The sequence below is a fragment of the Serratia sp. LS-1 genome (assembly GCF_003719595.1).
Lineage (GTDB): Bacteria > Pseudomonadota > Gammaproteobacteria > Enterobacterales > Enterobacteriaceae > Serratia > Serratia ureilytica.
This window is the reverse complement of record NZ_CP033504.1, coordinates 894,491-908,515: the sequence shown is the minus strand read 5'-3', so window position 1 is coordinate 908,515 and position 14,025 is coordinate 894,491. Positions and strand designations below refer to the sequence as shown.

Here is a 14,025-nt window from a genome sequence, read left to right as displayed (position 1 = left end):
CAACATGACACACTCTCTGCACAACGCCGCCCCGCGCGAAGCGCTCACCGACACCATCATGGCCGCCAAGATCCGCCATAACCTGACGTTCGAAGCGCTGGCCGAGGGCACCGGTCTCAGTCTGGCGTTCGTCACCGCCGCACTGCTGGGGCAGCATGCGCTGCCGGAACCGGCGGCGCGCACGGTGGCGGCCAAGCTGGGGCTGGATGAAGAAGCGGTGCAACTGCTGCAAACCATCCCGCTGCGCGGCAGCATTCCCGGCGGCGTGCCGACCGACCCGACCATTTATCGTTTCTATGAAATGCTGCAGGTCTACGGCTCCACGCTGAAAGCGCTGGTGCACGAGCAGTTTGGCGACGGCATCATCAGCGCCATCAACTTCAAGCTGGATATCAAGAAGGTGCCCGATCCGGACGGCGGCGAACGCGCGGTGATCACCCTGGACGGCAAATACCTGCCGACCAAGCCTTTCTGATTGGCCTTGCGCCGGCGGCCCGCGTCGCCGGCAAATTGACAGCCAACCGGCCATTGGCTACATTAACTGCGCTGAAACGCCGCCCTGGCGTTTTTCACTGCCCGAGGCCTGTATGTTGGAGATTGTAACCACCCGATAGTCGCTTCCTTGCCGCATGGCGAGGGACTCTGACGTATCCGACGCGCGTTTGCGCGGGGATGCGCGTATCTGGGGTTATTACAGGATCTCCCAACATGAACATTTCCAAAGCGGAACAACGCGTGCTGCACGTGTTGGCCAAAGGCGGCTATATCGCCTTCACCCGCAACGACGCCGGTCGCGTCACCCACGTTGAATGCTACACCCGCGAAGGGCTCGGCCTGGCCGACTGCTCGCTGGCCGTCTTCACCAAGCTCAAAACCAAACGCCTGATCCTCTCTCGCCAGGGGCGCCCTTATCGCGTCACCTTCGCCGGGCTCAAGGCCGTGCGGGCGCAGCTGGATAACCGTTAATCATCGATACCGGCCGGGCAGGCAGCCCGGTCGGCATAGCCTTATTTAATCAGGATACAACCATGAACATCACGTTACGCCACGAAACGCCGGCCGACGTCGGCGCCATCGCCACCCTCACCGCCGCCGCATTCTTGCATGCCGAGCACAGCAGCCACACCGAGCAGTTTATCGTCAATGCGCTGCGCGCGGCGGGAGCCCTCACCCTGTCGCTGGTCGCCGAACGCAATGGCACACCGATCGGGCACGCGTCCGTCTCGCCGATCGCACTCAGCAACGGCGCCGCCGGGTGGTACGGGCTGGCGCCGGTGTCGGTGCTGCCGGCCTGTCAGGGCCAGGGGATCGGCAGCCGGCTGATCCGCCGGCTGCTGGCCGAGCTGCAGGAACGCGGCGCCGCAGGCTGCGTAGTGCTGGGCGATCCGAACTACTACGGCCGCTTCGGCTTCCAGGCACAAAGCACGCTGACCCTGCCGGGCGTGCCGCAAGACTACTTCCGCGCCGTCGCCTTCCAGGGCGCGCTGCCGTGCGCGGAGGTCACCTTCCACAACGCGTTTAACGCCGAAGCCTAACCCTGTTGCCGGCGCCGTCATGGCGCCGGTTTTCAGTCCCGTTCGCCATAACGCAAGACGGTCATCCCTTCCTCTTCCGCCGGGGGAACAAAATACTGCGCCAGATGCTCAAACTCCGCCTCACTCAGTGTAAACGGGTGCTCGCCGCGCGCGTTTCTCAGCGTTATCCGGCTCAGGCACTGCGCATGGCTGACGTCGAGAAAGTGCAGGCAGTGCACGACGCCGGCCTCCTCCGCCAAGGCTTTGGCCCAGCGCCGCCTGTCCGGCGTATTCATCGGGAAATCGAGCGCCACGGACCAACCGCCGCGCAGCAGCTGAACGAGGTGCCCGCCCAGCGCCCGCCGCAACCGATCGGAACAGCGCGCGTAGTCTTGCAGGTTGGCCATCTCCTGTTCATACAGCGTCGCCAGCCACGCATCTTCACTCAGCAACAGCGTTTGCGGCTGCTGGGCCAAACGCTGCGCCAACGTCGATTTGCCTGCGCCGGCCTTGCCGCACATCAGGTGTAAAACTGCAGGGTAGGTTTTCATGACGTTCTCCGGTCGTTGCCGGAAGGGGATAAAAAAACCCGCCTGCCGGCGGGTTTTTATTGGCGACACACGCGCTATCCCACCCTCTGGAGAAGGGTGATAATAATTTTCGCGAATGGGCGGTAGGATTTTTTCATAGCTAATGAATATGACAACCCGTGCAGCGTTGTCAATTCGCCGTCATCAATCCCTGTTCTCGCACAAACTCGGTGAATAAACTCACTTTCTGCTGCACATGCCGGCGCGTCGGGTAAACCGCGAAGACCTGATGCGCTTCGGCAATCTGTTCAGGGAACAGCCGCACCAGCCTACCGGCGGCGATTTCGGGATCCGCCACGAACGACGGCAGCGAACCGATGCCCAGTCCCGCCACCAGCATGTCCCGCAGCATCAGGCTGTTGTTGGCGATCAATCGGGGAGTGAACGTCACGCTCAGGCTCTCCTCGCCGGCGGTGAACTGCCACTGCCCCGGCCTTTCCGCCAGGGAATAGGCCAGACAGCTGTGACACGGCAAGTCATTCGGCGTTTGCGGCACGCCGTGCTGCGCCAAATAGCCGGGTGCGGCGCAAATTCGCTGGTGCACTTCACCCAGTGCCCGGGCACTGAGGGAAGAATCCGGCAGCCGTCGGCGAATGCGCAAGGAAATGTCGAAACCGGCCGCCACCACGTCCAATACCCTGTCGTCCAGCGTCAGTTCCACCTGCAGCTGCGGGTAGCGTTGCATAAACGGCGGCAGCAGCGGCGACAGCACCGTCAGGCCGAACGAGAGCGGCGCATTGACCCGCAGCGTGCCGGAGACCTGCTGCGCACTGGCTGCAACCGTCTGCTCCAGCGCGTCAAACTCGCCAAGCAACCGACAGGCTTCCTGGTAATAGAGCTGCCCGGCTTCGGTCAGGCTCATGCTGCGGGTGGTGCGCACCAGCAACAATGTCCCCAACCGGTTCTCCAACTGCTTAATCTGCTTGCTCAACGCCGCCGGCGTGATCGCCAAATCCTCCGCCGCCTTATAAAAACTGTTGCGCTCAACCACGCGGCGAAAGGCGCGCATCGTCAGTAACACGTCCACATTATGTCCTATTGGTCAATTATAAATTCAATAAAACACAGATTATTAACCTCAACAACCTCAGTAGACTTTATTCAACCGCTTCCCTGAGTGGGAAGTGAATTTAATCTACTGATAATCATGGAGTTAATAATGAAAAAGACCCTGTTCGCCCTGATACTCGGCCTGAGCGCCGCCGCCGCCCCCGTCGCCGCGTTGGCGCAATCCCCCGCCGCCGACAGCCGCCAGGCGGGTTATGTGCAGCCGCTGACGGCCGAGAACAGTCTGCTGCTGCTGGTCGATCTGCAGGACATGTTCGGCATGACCATTTCCTCTATCGACCAAACCAACCTGGTGAATAACGCCACCGGTATCGCCAAGGCCGCCAAGGTGTTCAACGTGCCGACCATTCTGGCCTCGGCCAACGCCAAAAGCTTCGCCGGGCCGGTATTCCAGCAGGTGACGCAGGCACGTCCGGATCTGCAGGTGTACGATCGCACCGCCATCAACGTCTGGCAGGATCGGCGCGTAGTGGATCTGATTAAACAATCCGGCCGCAAGAAAATCATCATCGGCGGATTGTGGACCGCCAGCTGCGTGATGCTGCCGGCGCTGTCCGCCCTGGGCGAGGGATATGAGGTTTATATTCTGTCGGACGTCACCGGCGACATTACGCCAGACAGCCAAAACAACGCCATGCAGCGCCTGATACAGGCGGGCGCCACGCCCATCAACTGGGTGGCGTTGATGCTGGAATGGCAGCAGGACTGGAGCCGCAAAGCCACGGCGGGAGGCGTATTGCAGATCGCCCGCGACCACGGCGCTGCCTGGGGGATGGGCGCCAGCTACGCCGGGGCGATGAAGGTGGGCAGCGAAGCGAAATAACGGACGAAGAAAGCCCGCCGGCGGCGGGCTTTTTCTCAGGTGCGGTGATAGCCACGGCTATCCTGCGGCGCCTGATCGCGTCTCTCCAACCCGTAGTCCCGCACCACCTCCGCCACCCGCAGCCGATACTGCGCCAGCACCTCGCCACGGCCGCGCGCCTGCGCCGCCCGGTGCTGCTCGAGATTGCGCCACTGCTGCACCGCTGCCTCGTCGCGCCAGAAGGAGAGCGACAGCAGGCGCGCAGGATCGGCCAGGCTTTGAAAGCGCTCGATGGAAATGAATCCGTCGATCTGCGCCAGCAGCGGCTTCAGCTCTGCCGCCAGCGCCAGATAGGTATCACGCTGCCCGTCGGCGGCCTGCAGTTCAAAAATCACGGCGATCATTATCTTCTCCTCTCAACGGTAAAATTACGGTACGTGCGCAGGGTAAGAATGGCGCCACTGCACCGGTTTCAACGCCCGCTCATCAATATCCAGCGAATACGGCCGCACAGCACCAAAGTGCGATGACCACAGGCTAGCAATGGACGCACAGCCATACTTCGTCTAACCTCGAAGTATGTATAACATCGAGATAGAAGATCGTTTAGCGGCGCTGAGCGCCGCCATCGCCGACCGCACCCGGGCGCGCATGCTGTGCCTGTTGATGGACGGGCGCGCCTACACCGCCACCGAGCTCAGCGCGGCGGTCGAGGTCGCTCCGTCTACCGCCAGCGCACATCTGGCGAAGCTGCTGGAGCAGCAGTTGATTGCCTGTGTCAAACAGGGGCGCTATCGCTATTTCCGACTGGCCGGGCAACCGGTGGCCGCAGCGCTGGAAGGCCTGATGGCGCTGGCGGGCGTGCCGCGCCCGTCGGTGAAAAGCCGCACGCCCACCTCGCTGCAATATGCTCGCACCTGCTACGACCATATGGCGGGCGAGGTGGCGGTGAAGCTGCACGATCGGCTGCATGCGCTGAACTGGCTGACCGGCGAGGCAGACTACCGGTTAAGCGACATCGGTCAGGCCGCGCTGGCGCGGCTGGGCGTCGATTGCTCCCCCGCGCCCACCCGCCGCCGCTTCGCCTGCGGCTGCCTGGATTGGAGCGAACGCCGATCTCACCTCGGCGGCGCGCTGGGCGCCGCGCTGTTAGCCGCCTTTATCCAACGCGGCTGGATCCTTCGCCGGCTCGACAGCCGCGAGCTGCAGCTGACCCCCGCCGGTAAAAAAGCGCTGGCCGCGCATTTTGACCTCACGGTGTAACCCGGCGACAGGGTAGTTTTACTGCAATACTCTAGGGGTACGCTTAAGCGACCCCGCCAACCCGAGGAGTTTCCATGCTCGATTCCACCCAATTCCCGATCGTCAAACGCTGGCCGGCTCAGCATCCAGAACGGCTGCAGCTCTACTCTCTGCCGACGCCGAACGGCGTCAAAGTCTCCATCATGCTGGAGGAGATCGGCCTGCCTTATGAAGCGCACCTGATCGACATCGGCAACAACGAAACCTGGACGCCGGAATTCCTGGCGCTGAACCCGAACGGCAAGATCCCGGCGATCATCGATCCCGACGGCCCCGGCGGCCGGCCGCTGCCGCTGTTCGAATCCGGCGCCATTCTGCTCTACCTGGCGGAAAAGAGCGGCCGTTTCCTGCCGCAGGACCCGGCGCAGCGTTACGAAACCATTCAATGGGTGTTCTTCCAGATGGCCGCCGTCGGCCCGATGTTCGGCCAGCTCGGTTTCTTCCATAAATTCGCCGGGCGCGAATATGAAGACAAGCGGCCGCTGGAGCGCTACAAAAACGAATCGAAACGCCTGCTCGGCGTGCTGGAAACGCGACTTGAAGGCCGCGACTGGATCATGGGCGCGGAGTACACCATCGCCGATATCTCGCTGCTGGGTTGGGTGCGCAACCTGATCGGCTTCTATGAGGCGCGCGAACTGGTGGAGTTCGACAGTTTCCCTCGCGTCGCGCAGTGGCTGGAGCGCGGTCTGGCGCGCCCGGCGGTGCAGCGTGGGCTCGCTATCCCGGCGCGCGCGGCCTGATCGTCAAACGGGATGGCCGCCGGGCCGTCCCGCCTTCCGCTGTCATAAAATTGTCATCCCTCTGCTCTACTCTCCTTTCGTAACAATTTGATGTTATTTACATTGTTGTATTACGACAAGGAGCTTACCCCATGCAACCTGCTGTATCCCTGATCGCCGGCGCCGTACTGTCCGCCCTGCTCTGTTCCTCCGCCATCGCGGCGGAAACCTCGGCCAATGCCGATGGCCTGACCGATCGCGCCGCGCGCGGCAACCTCGTCGAACCGGGCGGCGCCCGCCGTCTGGCCGGCGATCAGACCGCCGCGCTGAAGGCGTCGCTGTCGGACAAAACGGCGAAAAACGTGATCCTGCTGATCGGCGACGGCATGGGGGATTCCGAGATCACCGCCGCGCGCAACTACGCCGAAGGCGCAGGCGGTTACTTCAAGGGCATCGACGCCCTGCCGCTGACAGGACAATACACCCATTACTCGCTGGACAGGAAAACCCACAAGCCGGACTACGTGACCGACTCCGCCGCCTCCGCCACCGCCTGGGCCACCGGGGTGAAAACCTATAACGGCGCGCTCGGCGTGGACGTGAACGGCAAGGATCAACCGACGCTGCTGGAGATCGCCAAGGCGGCCGGCAAGGCCACCGGCAACGTCTCCACCGCCGAGTTGCAAGACGCCACGCCGGCGGCGCTGGTCTCGCACGTCATCTCACGCAAGTGCTACGGCCCGGAGGAAACCAGCGAGAAATGCGCCGCTAACGCACTGGAAAACGGCGGCCGCGGCTCCATCACCGAACAACTGCTGAAAACCCGCGCCGACGTCACGCTGGGCGGCGGCGCGAAATCGTTCAACCAGCTGGCGAAAAGCGGCGAATGGCAAGGAAAATCGCTGAAGGACCAGGCGGCGGCGCAGGGTTATCAGTGGGTGAGCAACGCCGACGAACTGCAGGCCGTTACCCTCGCCAACCAGCAAAAACCGCTGCTGGGGCTGTTCGCCGACGGCAATATGCCGGTGCGTTGGCTGGGGCCGAAAGCCAGCTACCACGGCAACCTCGACAAACCGGCAGTGACCTGCGAAAACAACCCGGCGCGCACCGCCGCCACGCCAACGCTGGCGGCGATGACCGAAAAAGCGATCGCGCTGTTGAAAGACAACCCGAACGGCTTCTTCCTGCAGGTCGAGGGCGCGTCGATCGATAAACAGGATCACGCCGCCAACCCGTGCGGGCAGATTGGCGAAACCGTCGATCTGGACGAAGCGGTACAAAAAGCGCTGGCCTTCGCCCGCGCCGACGGCAACACGCTGGTGATCGTCACCGCCGACCACGCGCACGCCAGCCAGATCGTCTCCGCCGACGCCAAAGCGCCGGGCCTGACCCAAAAGCTGACCACCAAGGACGGCGCACCGATGACCCTCAGCTACGGCAACTCTGAAGAGGAATCTCAGGGGCACACCGGCACCCAGCTGCGCGTCGCGGCCTACGGCCCGCACGCCGCCAACGTAGTGGGCCTGACCGATCAGACCGATCTGTTCTTCACCATGCGCGATGCGATGGGCATCAAGTAACCGCCCCCTGAACGATGGCCGCCCGCCACGGCGGCCATTTATTATTGGTTACTGCTAGGTATTTGCAATTTAACCGCAATTATTGTGTGATAACGAAATAACGTCTAATTACGCGACAATTAGCCCCTGAAAATAACGCGGTTATACGGCCTTTCTTCCCTCTCTGTTTATTCCTGCGACAGCAACCGGCCGTTTTTTGCTTATATTCATTTTTTTTAGTTACAAAAGTAGTTTTTAACATTCTCGCAAACAATAATACCCCGCCAGTAACGTGAACCGATCAATTTGCATCCGGACGGCCTGCAATAGTTCACTTTTCGTTAAAAACCCTATTAACAAAAAGGCATTATTGCTGCCTATCGGCTTTCGCCGGGCGGTCGGCTTCATTATTTCCAGGGTAACTCCCGCTAAATTCTTTCACCTGCAATGAGTAGAATTTACACACAAGAGATTTAATTCAATGAGAAAATTACTCGTCCTGATTTTCAGTCTCAGCCTGTTTGGCGTTACGCAACAGGCGGCGGCTGAAGAGAAGAATAAAACCGTCGACGTGGTTCTGATCGGCGGCGGCATCATGAGCGCCACCTTGGGTACCTATCTGCATGAGCTGGAGCCGACCTGGACCATCGACATGTACGAGCGCATGAACGGCGTAGCGGAAGAGAGTTCCAACGGCTGGAACAACGCCGGTACCGGGCACTCCGCCTTCAGCGAAATGAACTACACGCCGGAAAAAGCCGATGGCACCATCGACATCAGCAAGGCGGTGAAGGTCAACGAGTCTTTCGAAATCTCTCGCCAGTTCTGGTCTTATCAGGTGAAAAACAATGTCCTGAAAGATCCGAAATCTTTCATTAACAGCGTGCCGCACATGAGCTTCGTGTGGGGCGACGACAACGTCAACTTCCTGCGTAAACGCTATGCGGCGCTGCAGCACAGCACCCTGTTCCGCGGCATGGAATACTCCGAAGATCCTGCGCAGATCAAGCAGTGGGCGCCACTGGTGATGAACGGCCGCGATCCGGCGCAGAAAATCGCCGCGACCCGCATGCCGCTGGGTACCGACGTCAACTTCGGCGTGATCACCCACCAGCTGGTTGACGCGCTGAGCGCCAGCGACAAGTTCAAGCTGAACCTGAGCCACGAAGTGCGCGACATCAAGCGCAACGCCGACCAGACCTGGAGCGTGACCGTTGCCGATCTGAACCGCGACGGCAAAGAAACCACCGTTAACGCCAAGTTCGTGTTCATCGGCGCAGGCGGCGCGTCCCTGACCCTGCTGCAGAAATCCGGCATCCCTGAAGCCGACGGCTACGGCGGCTTCCCGGTCGGCGGCCAGTTCCTGGTCACCACCAACCCGGCGATCGCCAACCAGCACCTGGCCAAAGTGTATGGCCTGGCCAGCGTAGGTTCACCGCCGATGTCCGTGCCTCACCTGGATACCCGCATGCTGGACGGCAAGCGCGTGCTGTTGTTCGGGCCGTTCGCCACCTTCTCCAGCAAGTTCCTGAAGAACGGTTCACTGTTCGATCTGATGCACTCGCTGAGCACCTCGAACCTGATGCCGATGACCCACGTCGGTCTGGATAACTTCGATCTGGTGAAATACCTGGTCGGCCAGCTGATGATGAACGACGACGACCGCTTCGCCGCGCTGAAAGAGTACTTCCCGGACGCCAAGCAGGAAGACTGGAAGCTGTGGACCGCGGGCCAACGCGTGCAGATCATCAAGAAAGATGCGGATAAAGGCGGCGTGCTGCAGTTCGGCACCGAAGTCGTCAGTTCTGAAGACGGCAGCATCGCCGCTCTGCTGGGCGCTTCGCCGGGTGCTTCTACCGCTGCGCCGATCATGCTGCATCTGATGGAAACCGTGTTCAAAGACAAAGTGGCGACGCCGGAATGGCAGAGCAAGCTGAAAGAGATCATCCCGTCTTACGGCCACAAGCTGAACGGCGATATCGAGATGACCAACAAGATCCGCGGTTACACCAGCAGCGTGCTGGGTCTGAACTACATTGAAGTGAAACCGGAAACTAACTGATTCCCCGTGGTTTCCTGCTGACAAGGCCGCTTTATGCGGCCTTTTTTCTATACCCCTGCCGCTCAAAGAGCATTTTTGGCCACCTATTTACCCCCGGTTTACCCTTGCGTAACGGCGTAGTCACGCCTATTATCAAAGTATATTCTTGGATAATTAAGCTAAGTCACTGTGACCTGAATGTCGTTTTTGCGGGAGAACTAAAACCATGGATCGCGTCAATATCATTCACGATTTACTAGACTGGATTGAAACTCATCTGGACCAACCGCTGCTGCTGGATAACGTCGCCGCCAAGTCAGGCTACTCCAAATGGCACCTGCAGCGCATGTTCCGCAGCACCACCGGCCACGCGCTCGGCAGCTATATCCGCGAGCGGCGCCTGTCGCAGGCGGCGCAGGCGCTGCGCTCCACCCCACGCCCGATCCTGGATATCGCCCTGCAATACCACTTCGATTCTCAGCCGTCGTTCTCGCGCGCCTTCAAGAAACAGTTCGGCAAGACCCCGGCGGTGTATCGCCGCACCACCCGCTGGGACGTCGCGGAGTGGCCGGCGCAGCCGGCGCAGACGCAGACTGAGCAACACCGCGACGCCCCCGCCTTACCGCGCTGGTTTGCCGGCAAACTGCCGGAAGGCGTATGCACCAGCTGGATGGGGCTGCGTTAATCCTCATGGTAAAGGCACAAAAAAGGGTTCAGTTCGCGAGAACTGAACCCTTTCTTTATTGACGAGACACCGAATTATTTGAAGGTGACGTCAATATTCGCCGATGCGCTGAACGGCCCCACTTTCGGGTTGGTGCTCAACCATTTCAGGCTGGCCATAAAGTTCTTTTCAACGATGGTGCCGTTGACCAGGCCCAGATCGACCGGACTGTTCATCATGATCGGCGTATTCGGCGTCGCCGCCTGCGAGATCAAAATCCCGAAACCGCTGTCGCTGGTCGGCAGGATCACGCTGTTATCCTGCAGTGGATAGGTGGTGCTGAAGCTGGCCTGCAGCGTCTCCCCCTGGCAGTCCTGTCCGGTCGTCGGATCGGACATATTGGCGGCCACCGAGAACGGTACCTGTTTCTCGATTTTACCCACCACCGCATTCTGACGCGGGATAGTACCGAAATTCACCGTCGAACCGTTGTTGGCCACCACGGTGATTTTTGGGTTGCAGGAAATAAACTGAATGTTGCCCAGCCCGGAAATGTAGGCGTTAAAGTTACTGTTCGGCGTGCCGTTCAAGCCGCCGACGCCATCAACCTGAAATACCGAGTACGAGTTGTTGTCGTTGATCTTGCCGCCGGCCGGCGGCGCCTTGCCGGTTGCTTTAATGTAGATGGCGTAAGACACGGTTACCGTCAGCGATCTGGCCGGAGACAAACAACGGCTACCCGAACGGCGACATTCCGTGCCGGGACCGACGTCCTGACGTGCGCCTTTAGTCGGTTTGACATCAATCCCCTGATAAGTGACACCCACTTCGATCGAATTATGGATCTGACTCATCCGGGACTGCGGATCCCAGTACAGGTAGGCGTTCTCCCCTTTCGGGTTGTTCCAGTCATCCGTACATTGGAAGGTCGAAGTAAAAGTCTGCGAACGCCACAGCAACGCGCCCGGCGCGGTGTTGGCGGTCGACACCTTGATGGCTTTATCCAGCACGATATCCTGGCGAATGCTGCCGTTCTGCTTACAAGACAGCGCATAGCTGCTCTGAGAAAACGCGCCCAGCGTGACCAGCAGCCCAGCCGCCAACCCGAGATTCTTGTGCTTTAACAAAGAAGACATATCCTTTCCTTTTACGGTTTTCCGCAGGTCAGCGAAAGTTCCTGATAACCCATCAGCTGTTCGGTCGCCGCTTTCAATTCCGGCACCACCAGTGAGCAGCTTTCGCCCGCGTCGTTGCCCCATTTCACCAGCAGGCGATCCCCTGCGGAAGCCCCTGAAATATAAATATCGCCGTTGGTACCGACAGTACCGTTGTTCTTGCCGTCCGCACTGAAGACGTTGGCGCCAATCGGCGGTACGCTGCCGTCGGCCATCTTGCTGTGCACCAACAGGCTTTGGCCCGTGTGCGTTTCAAACTTCACGCGGGTGATTGCGCCGTAAGTCGGCACCACGTCTCGCGCCGCCATCGGGATATCCAGGCCGTTGCCGATATCTTCGGTGCGCAGCGCCACGCGGTTATGACGGTATGGCGACGCCGAGGTCATTACCGCGTAACCGAAGCGGTCGATGGCGACGCCCGGTTGGTTTTCGATGCGAACGCCTTTGGCGTCTTTGGCTTCCACCAGCACAAAGGTGTTCTGCAGCGGCTGGGTCAACGTCACGCCGCCGGAGTGTGCGACGATGCCGCCCGCCACGCCCAACGAAGATTGTTGATAATCTTTGCTGTAGCTGTAACCGGCATTGATGTTCCCCATGCTGCCCTGGTAACCGACGTTGGCCGAGCTGGTTTGGCCCGAATAACGATCATGGCCGCTTTGCACCGCATAGTTCAAGCGGTTGTCATCCAGCGCGGTACCGCTCAGGCCGGCGCTGTAGGTATTGCCGCTCTGCTTGCTGTGGCCGGCGTTGAAGCTGGCGGTCATATCCGACGAATCCTTGCTGAAGAAGCTGAACGGAATCGATACGGTCAGGTTGACGCTGCGATCTTTATAGCCGTAGTTGCTGCGGCTGTCCTGATAGAAGACGCCATAGCTGATATTTTTATAGCTGCTGTTGAAACCGGTCTGAACGGTGCGGTCTTCGCCGGATCCGCCCCAGTAAGACTGGTTGCTGAGGTTGGCGTACAGCGTCGAATTACCGGCGATGCGCTGGTTGACAGACAGCTCAACGCGCTGGCGTTTGTTGTTGAACCGGCTGGTATAATAACTGCGACGGCGCGACTCCGCCCAGTCCGGCACGCCCAGGTTGCGATCGTTTTGATCGTGGTAATCGTTACGGTAATAGCCGTTCTCATAGCGTTCGCGCTCGGCAACCGCATCGGAGAAATCATAATAGCCGGAGGTCGAGTAACGGTAACCGGCAATGCGGAATTCCGTCCCCCAATCGTTGAGCGACTTGGAATACAGGAAACGGAAACTTTCCCCTTGCTTGTCATCGCCGTTCACCAGGTTGGTGTCGGAATAGGACATATCAAAGGAAACGGCCCCCCAGTTCCCCAGGTTTTTACCCAGGCCCACAACCGCTGAACGGTAGTTTTCCGCCACCAGCACGCCGCCGTAAGGCGTGATGTCATACGACATGCCGTGCGACAAGGTACCTTGTACAAACTTGGGCTGATAGCGGCTGGTGCCGTCGTGGTATTTACCGGCGGTCAGCTGATAGTTCCAAATCCCTTCGCGCAGCATGTTCGGCACCGAGGAGAATGGCACGACGAATGAGGTTCTCGAACCGTTGGCTTCGATGACCGTCACATCCAGGTTACCGCTCAAGGTGCTTGGGAAAATGTCCGTCAGCGCAAACGGCCCTGGCGGCACGTTGGTACTGTAAATGGTATAGCCGTTCTGACGCACTTCAACGCGCGCGTTGGTCGTCGCCACACCGCGCACCACCGGCGCATAGCCGCGCTGGCTTTCCGGCAGCATGTCGTCGGCGCTGGACATCTGCACACCGCGGAACTGAATGCTGTCGAAAACATTGTTATTGGTGTTGGTCTGGCCGATCACCAGACGGCTGCGCAGAGAAACGATGTCCGTTTCCGCCCAGCTGGAAATGTTCTTCCAATGCGTACCGGCGCCCGACTGTTGGTTCAACGTCGAGTTGTTGCGCAGGCGCCAATTGCCGATATTGAGGCCGTTGTTGAGACTCAAAAAGTAATAGTCTGAGGTCTTGTCGTTCTGGTTGTTGCCGTAGCGGTTATGAGTGCCGCTAAAGTTATAGTTAACAAAGCCGGCATTGATGCCACGATCGTAAACTTTCGGTGAAATGGCGCCTTGCGGACGCGGGATCAGAAACACCTGCGGCACTTCCAGATCCATACGCTGTACGGCGGCGTCATAGTTCAGCTTGGCGCCGGAGATCTGCTGCGGCAATGCGTAGCATTGCTCGGCACCTGCGGTGGTCAGATCGCCAGGCAGCTTTACGCCGTAATCCTGATAGTCCGCCGCCGTCAGGCACGGGGCGACAGGAGAGTCCTTGGATTCTTTCTTGAACTCGATTTCACGATGATCGATACGCTGCCCGTTGAGATAGATATCAAACGGATATTTACCCGGCAGAATATCATCCCCGCTGGCCAACGACGCCACCTGGGCGATATTGTCATCGCCATGGATGAAGGAAGTGTTGAACTGCTCCTCCGCCATGGCCATATGTGAGAATGAAAAAGGCACAGCAGAAAAATAAATTACACCATTAATCAGCTTCACCAAACGTTTTGGCGCGAGGGTTGTTATTCTTTTGTGTGCCAT

14 protein-coding genes are annotated in these 14,025 nt (G+C 59.6%); 9 read left to right on the top strand and 5 right to left on the bottom strand.

Annotated elements, in window-relative coordinates:
• Positions 1–4: 4 nt before the first annotated feature.
• The 3 genes from cynS (at position 5) to EDY99_RS04480 (ending at position 1,535) form a co-directional block, all read left to right on the top strand.
• Positions 5–475 (top strand): cyanase, encoded by a 471-nt coding sequence (cynS, locus tag EDY99_RS04490; RefSeq protein WP_033650583.1) that lies wholly within the window; start codon positions 5–7, stop codon positions 473–475.
• Between the two features lie 233 nt (positions 476–708).
• Entirely contained in the window at positions 709–966 is a 258-nt protein-coding gene (locus EDY99_RS04485) for a YjhX family toxin (protein ID WP_004939031.1), read from the top strand.
• A gap of 62 nt (positions 967–1,028) precedes the next feature.
• Positions 1,029–1,535, top strand: a complete 507-nt coding sequence (locus EDY99_RS04480; protein ID WP_123061503.1) for a GNAT family N-acetyltransferase — start codon at positions 1,029–1,031, stop codon at positions 1,533–1,535.
• A 32-nt stretch (positions 1,536–1,567) separates the two neighbouring features.
• Here EDY99_RS04480 and EDY99_RS04475 read toward each other — a convergent pair whose 3' ends face one another.
• Positions 1,568–2,065 (bottom strand): ATP-binding protein, encoded by a 498-nt coding sequence (locus EDY99_RS04475; RefSeq protein WP_123061502.1) that lies wholly within the window; start codon positions 2,063–2,065, stop codon positions 1,568–1,570.
• Positions 2,066–2,234: 169 nt separating this feature from the next.
• Complete coding sequence (locus EDY99_RS04470; protein ID WP_103101879.1) at positions 2,235–3,131, bottom strand: LysR family transcriptional regulator; 897 nt, start codon at positions 3,129–3,131, stop codon at positions 2,235–2,237.
• A 132-nt stretch (positions 3,132–3,263) separates the two neighbouring features.
• On the opposite strand from EDY99_RS04470, the gene EDY99_RS04465 reads away from it, so the two are divergent.
• Positions 3,264–3,995 carry an isochorismatase family protein gene (locus EDY99_RS04465; RefSeq protein ID WP_123061501.1) on the top strand — a complete coding sequence of 244 codons (732 nt, stop codon included), beginning with the start codon at positions 3,264–3,266 and terminating at the stop codon, positions 3,993–3,995.
• A gap of 35 nt (positions 3,996–4,030) precedes the next feature.
• Here EDY99_RS04465 and EDY99_RS04460 read toward each other — a convergent pair whose 3' ends face one another.
• Positions 4,031–4,378, bottom strand: a complete 348-nt coding sequence (locus EDY99_RS04460; RefSeq protein WP_060440380.1) for an antibiotic biosynthesis monooxygenase — start codon at positions 4,376–4,378, stop codon at positions 4,031–4,033.
• Between the two features lie 175 nt (positions 4,379–4,553).
• Between EDY99_RS04460 and EDY99_RS04455 the strand changes: the two genes are divergently transcribed.
• From EDY99_RS04455 to EDY99_RS04435, 5 genes are all read left to right on the top strand, one after another.
• A complete protein-coding gene (locus tag EDY99_RS04455; protein WP_047572153.1) occupies positions 4,554–5,237 on the top strand; it encodes a helix-turn-helix transcriptional regulator in 684 nt (227 codons plus the stop codon).
• A 74-nt stretch (positions 5,238–5,311) separates the two neighbouring features.
• On the top strand, positions 5,312–6,019 hold the full coding sequence (locus EDY99_RS04450; RefSeq protein WP_033642416.1) for a glutathione S-transferase N-terminal domain-containing protein: 708 nt from the start codon (positions 5,312–5,314) through the stop codon (positions 6,017–6,019).
• A 131-nt stretch (positions 6,020–6,150) separates the two neighbouring features.
• Entirely contained in the window at positions 6,151–7,578 is a 1,428-nt protein-coding gene (gene phoA, locus EDY99_RS04445) for an alkaline phosphatase (RefSeq protein WP_116286514.1), read from the top strand.
• Positions 7,579–8,038: 460 nt separating this feature from the next.
• The gene (locus EDY99_RS04440) at positions 8,039–9,619 is read left to right on the top strand and encodes a malate:quinone oxidoreductase (RefSeq protein WP_096242074.1); all 1,581 of its coding nucleotides are present in this window, start codon (positions 8,039–8,041) and stop codon (positions 9,617–9,619) included.
• 205 nt (positions 9,620–9,824) lie between these two features.
• Entirely contained in the window at positions 9,825–10,283 is a 459-nt protein-coding gene (locus EDY99_RS04435; protein ID WP_046686691.1) for a helix-turn-helix domain-containing protein, read from the top strand.
• Positions 10,284–10,357: 74 nt separating this feature from the next.
• Here the strand turns inward: EDY99_RS04435 and EDY99_RS04430 are convergent, their stop codons facing one another.
• Positions 10,358–11,398: a fimbrial protein gene (locus EDY99_RS04430; protein WP_033642412.1), complete on the bottom strand. Its 1,041-nt coding sequence runs from the start codon at positions 11,396–11,398 to the stop codon at positions 10,358–10,360.
• 11 nt (positions 11,399–11,409) lie between these two features.
• Positions 11,410–14,025: a fimbria/pilus outer membrane usher protein gene (locus EDY99_RS04425; protein ID WP_123061500.1), complete on the bottom strand. Its 2,616-nt coding sequence runs from the start codon at positions 14,023–14,025 to the stop codon at positions 11,410–11,412.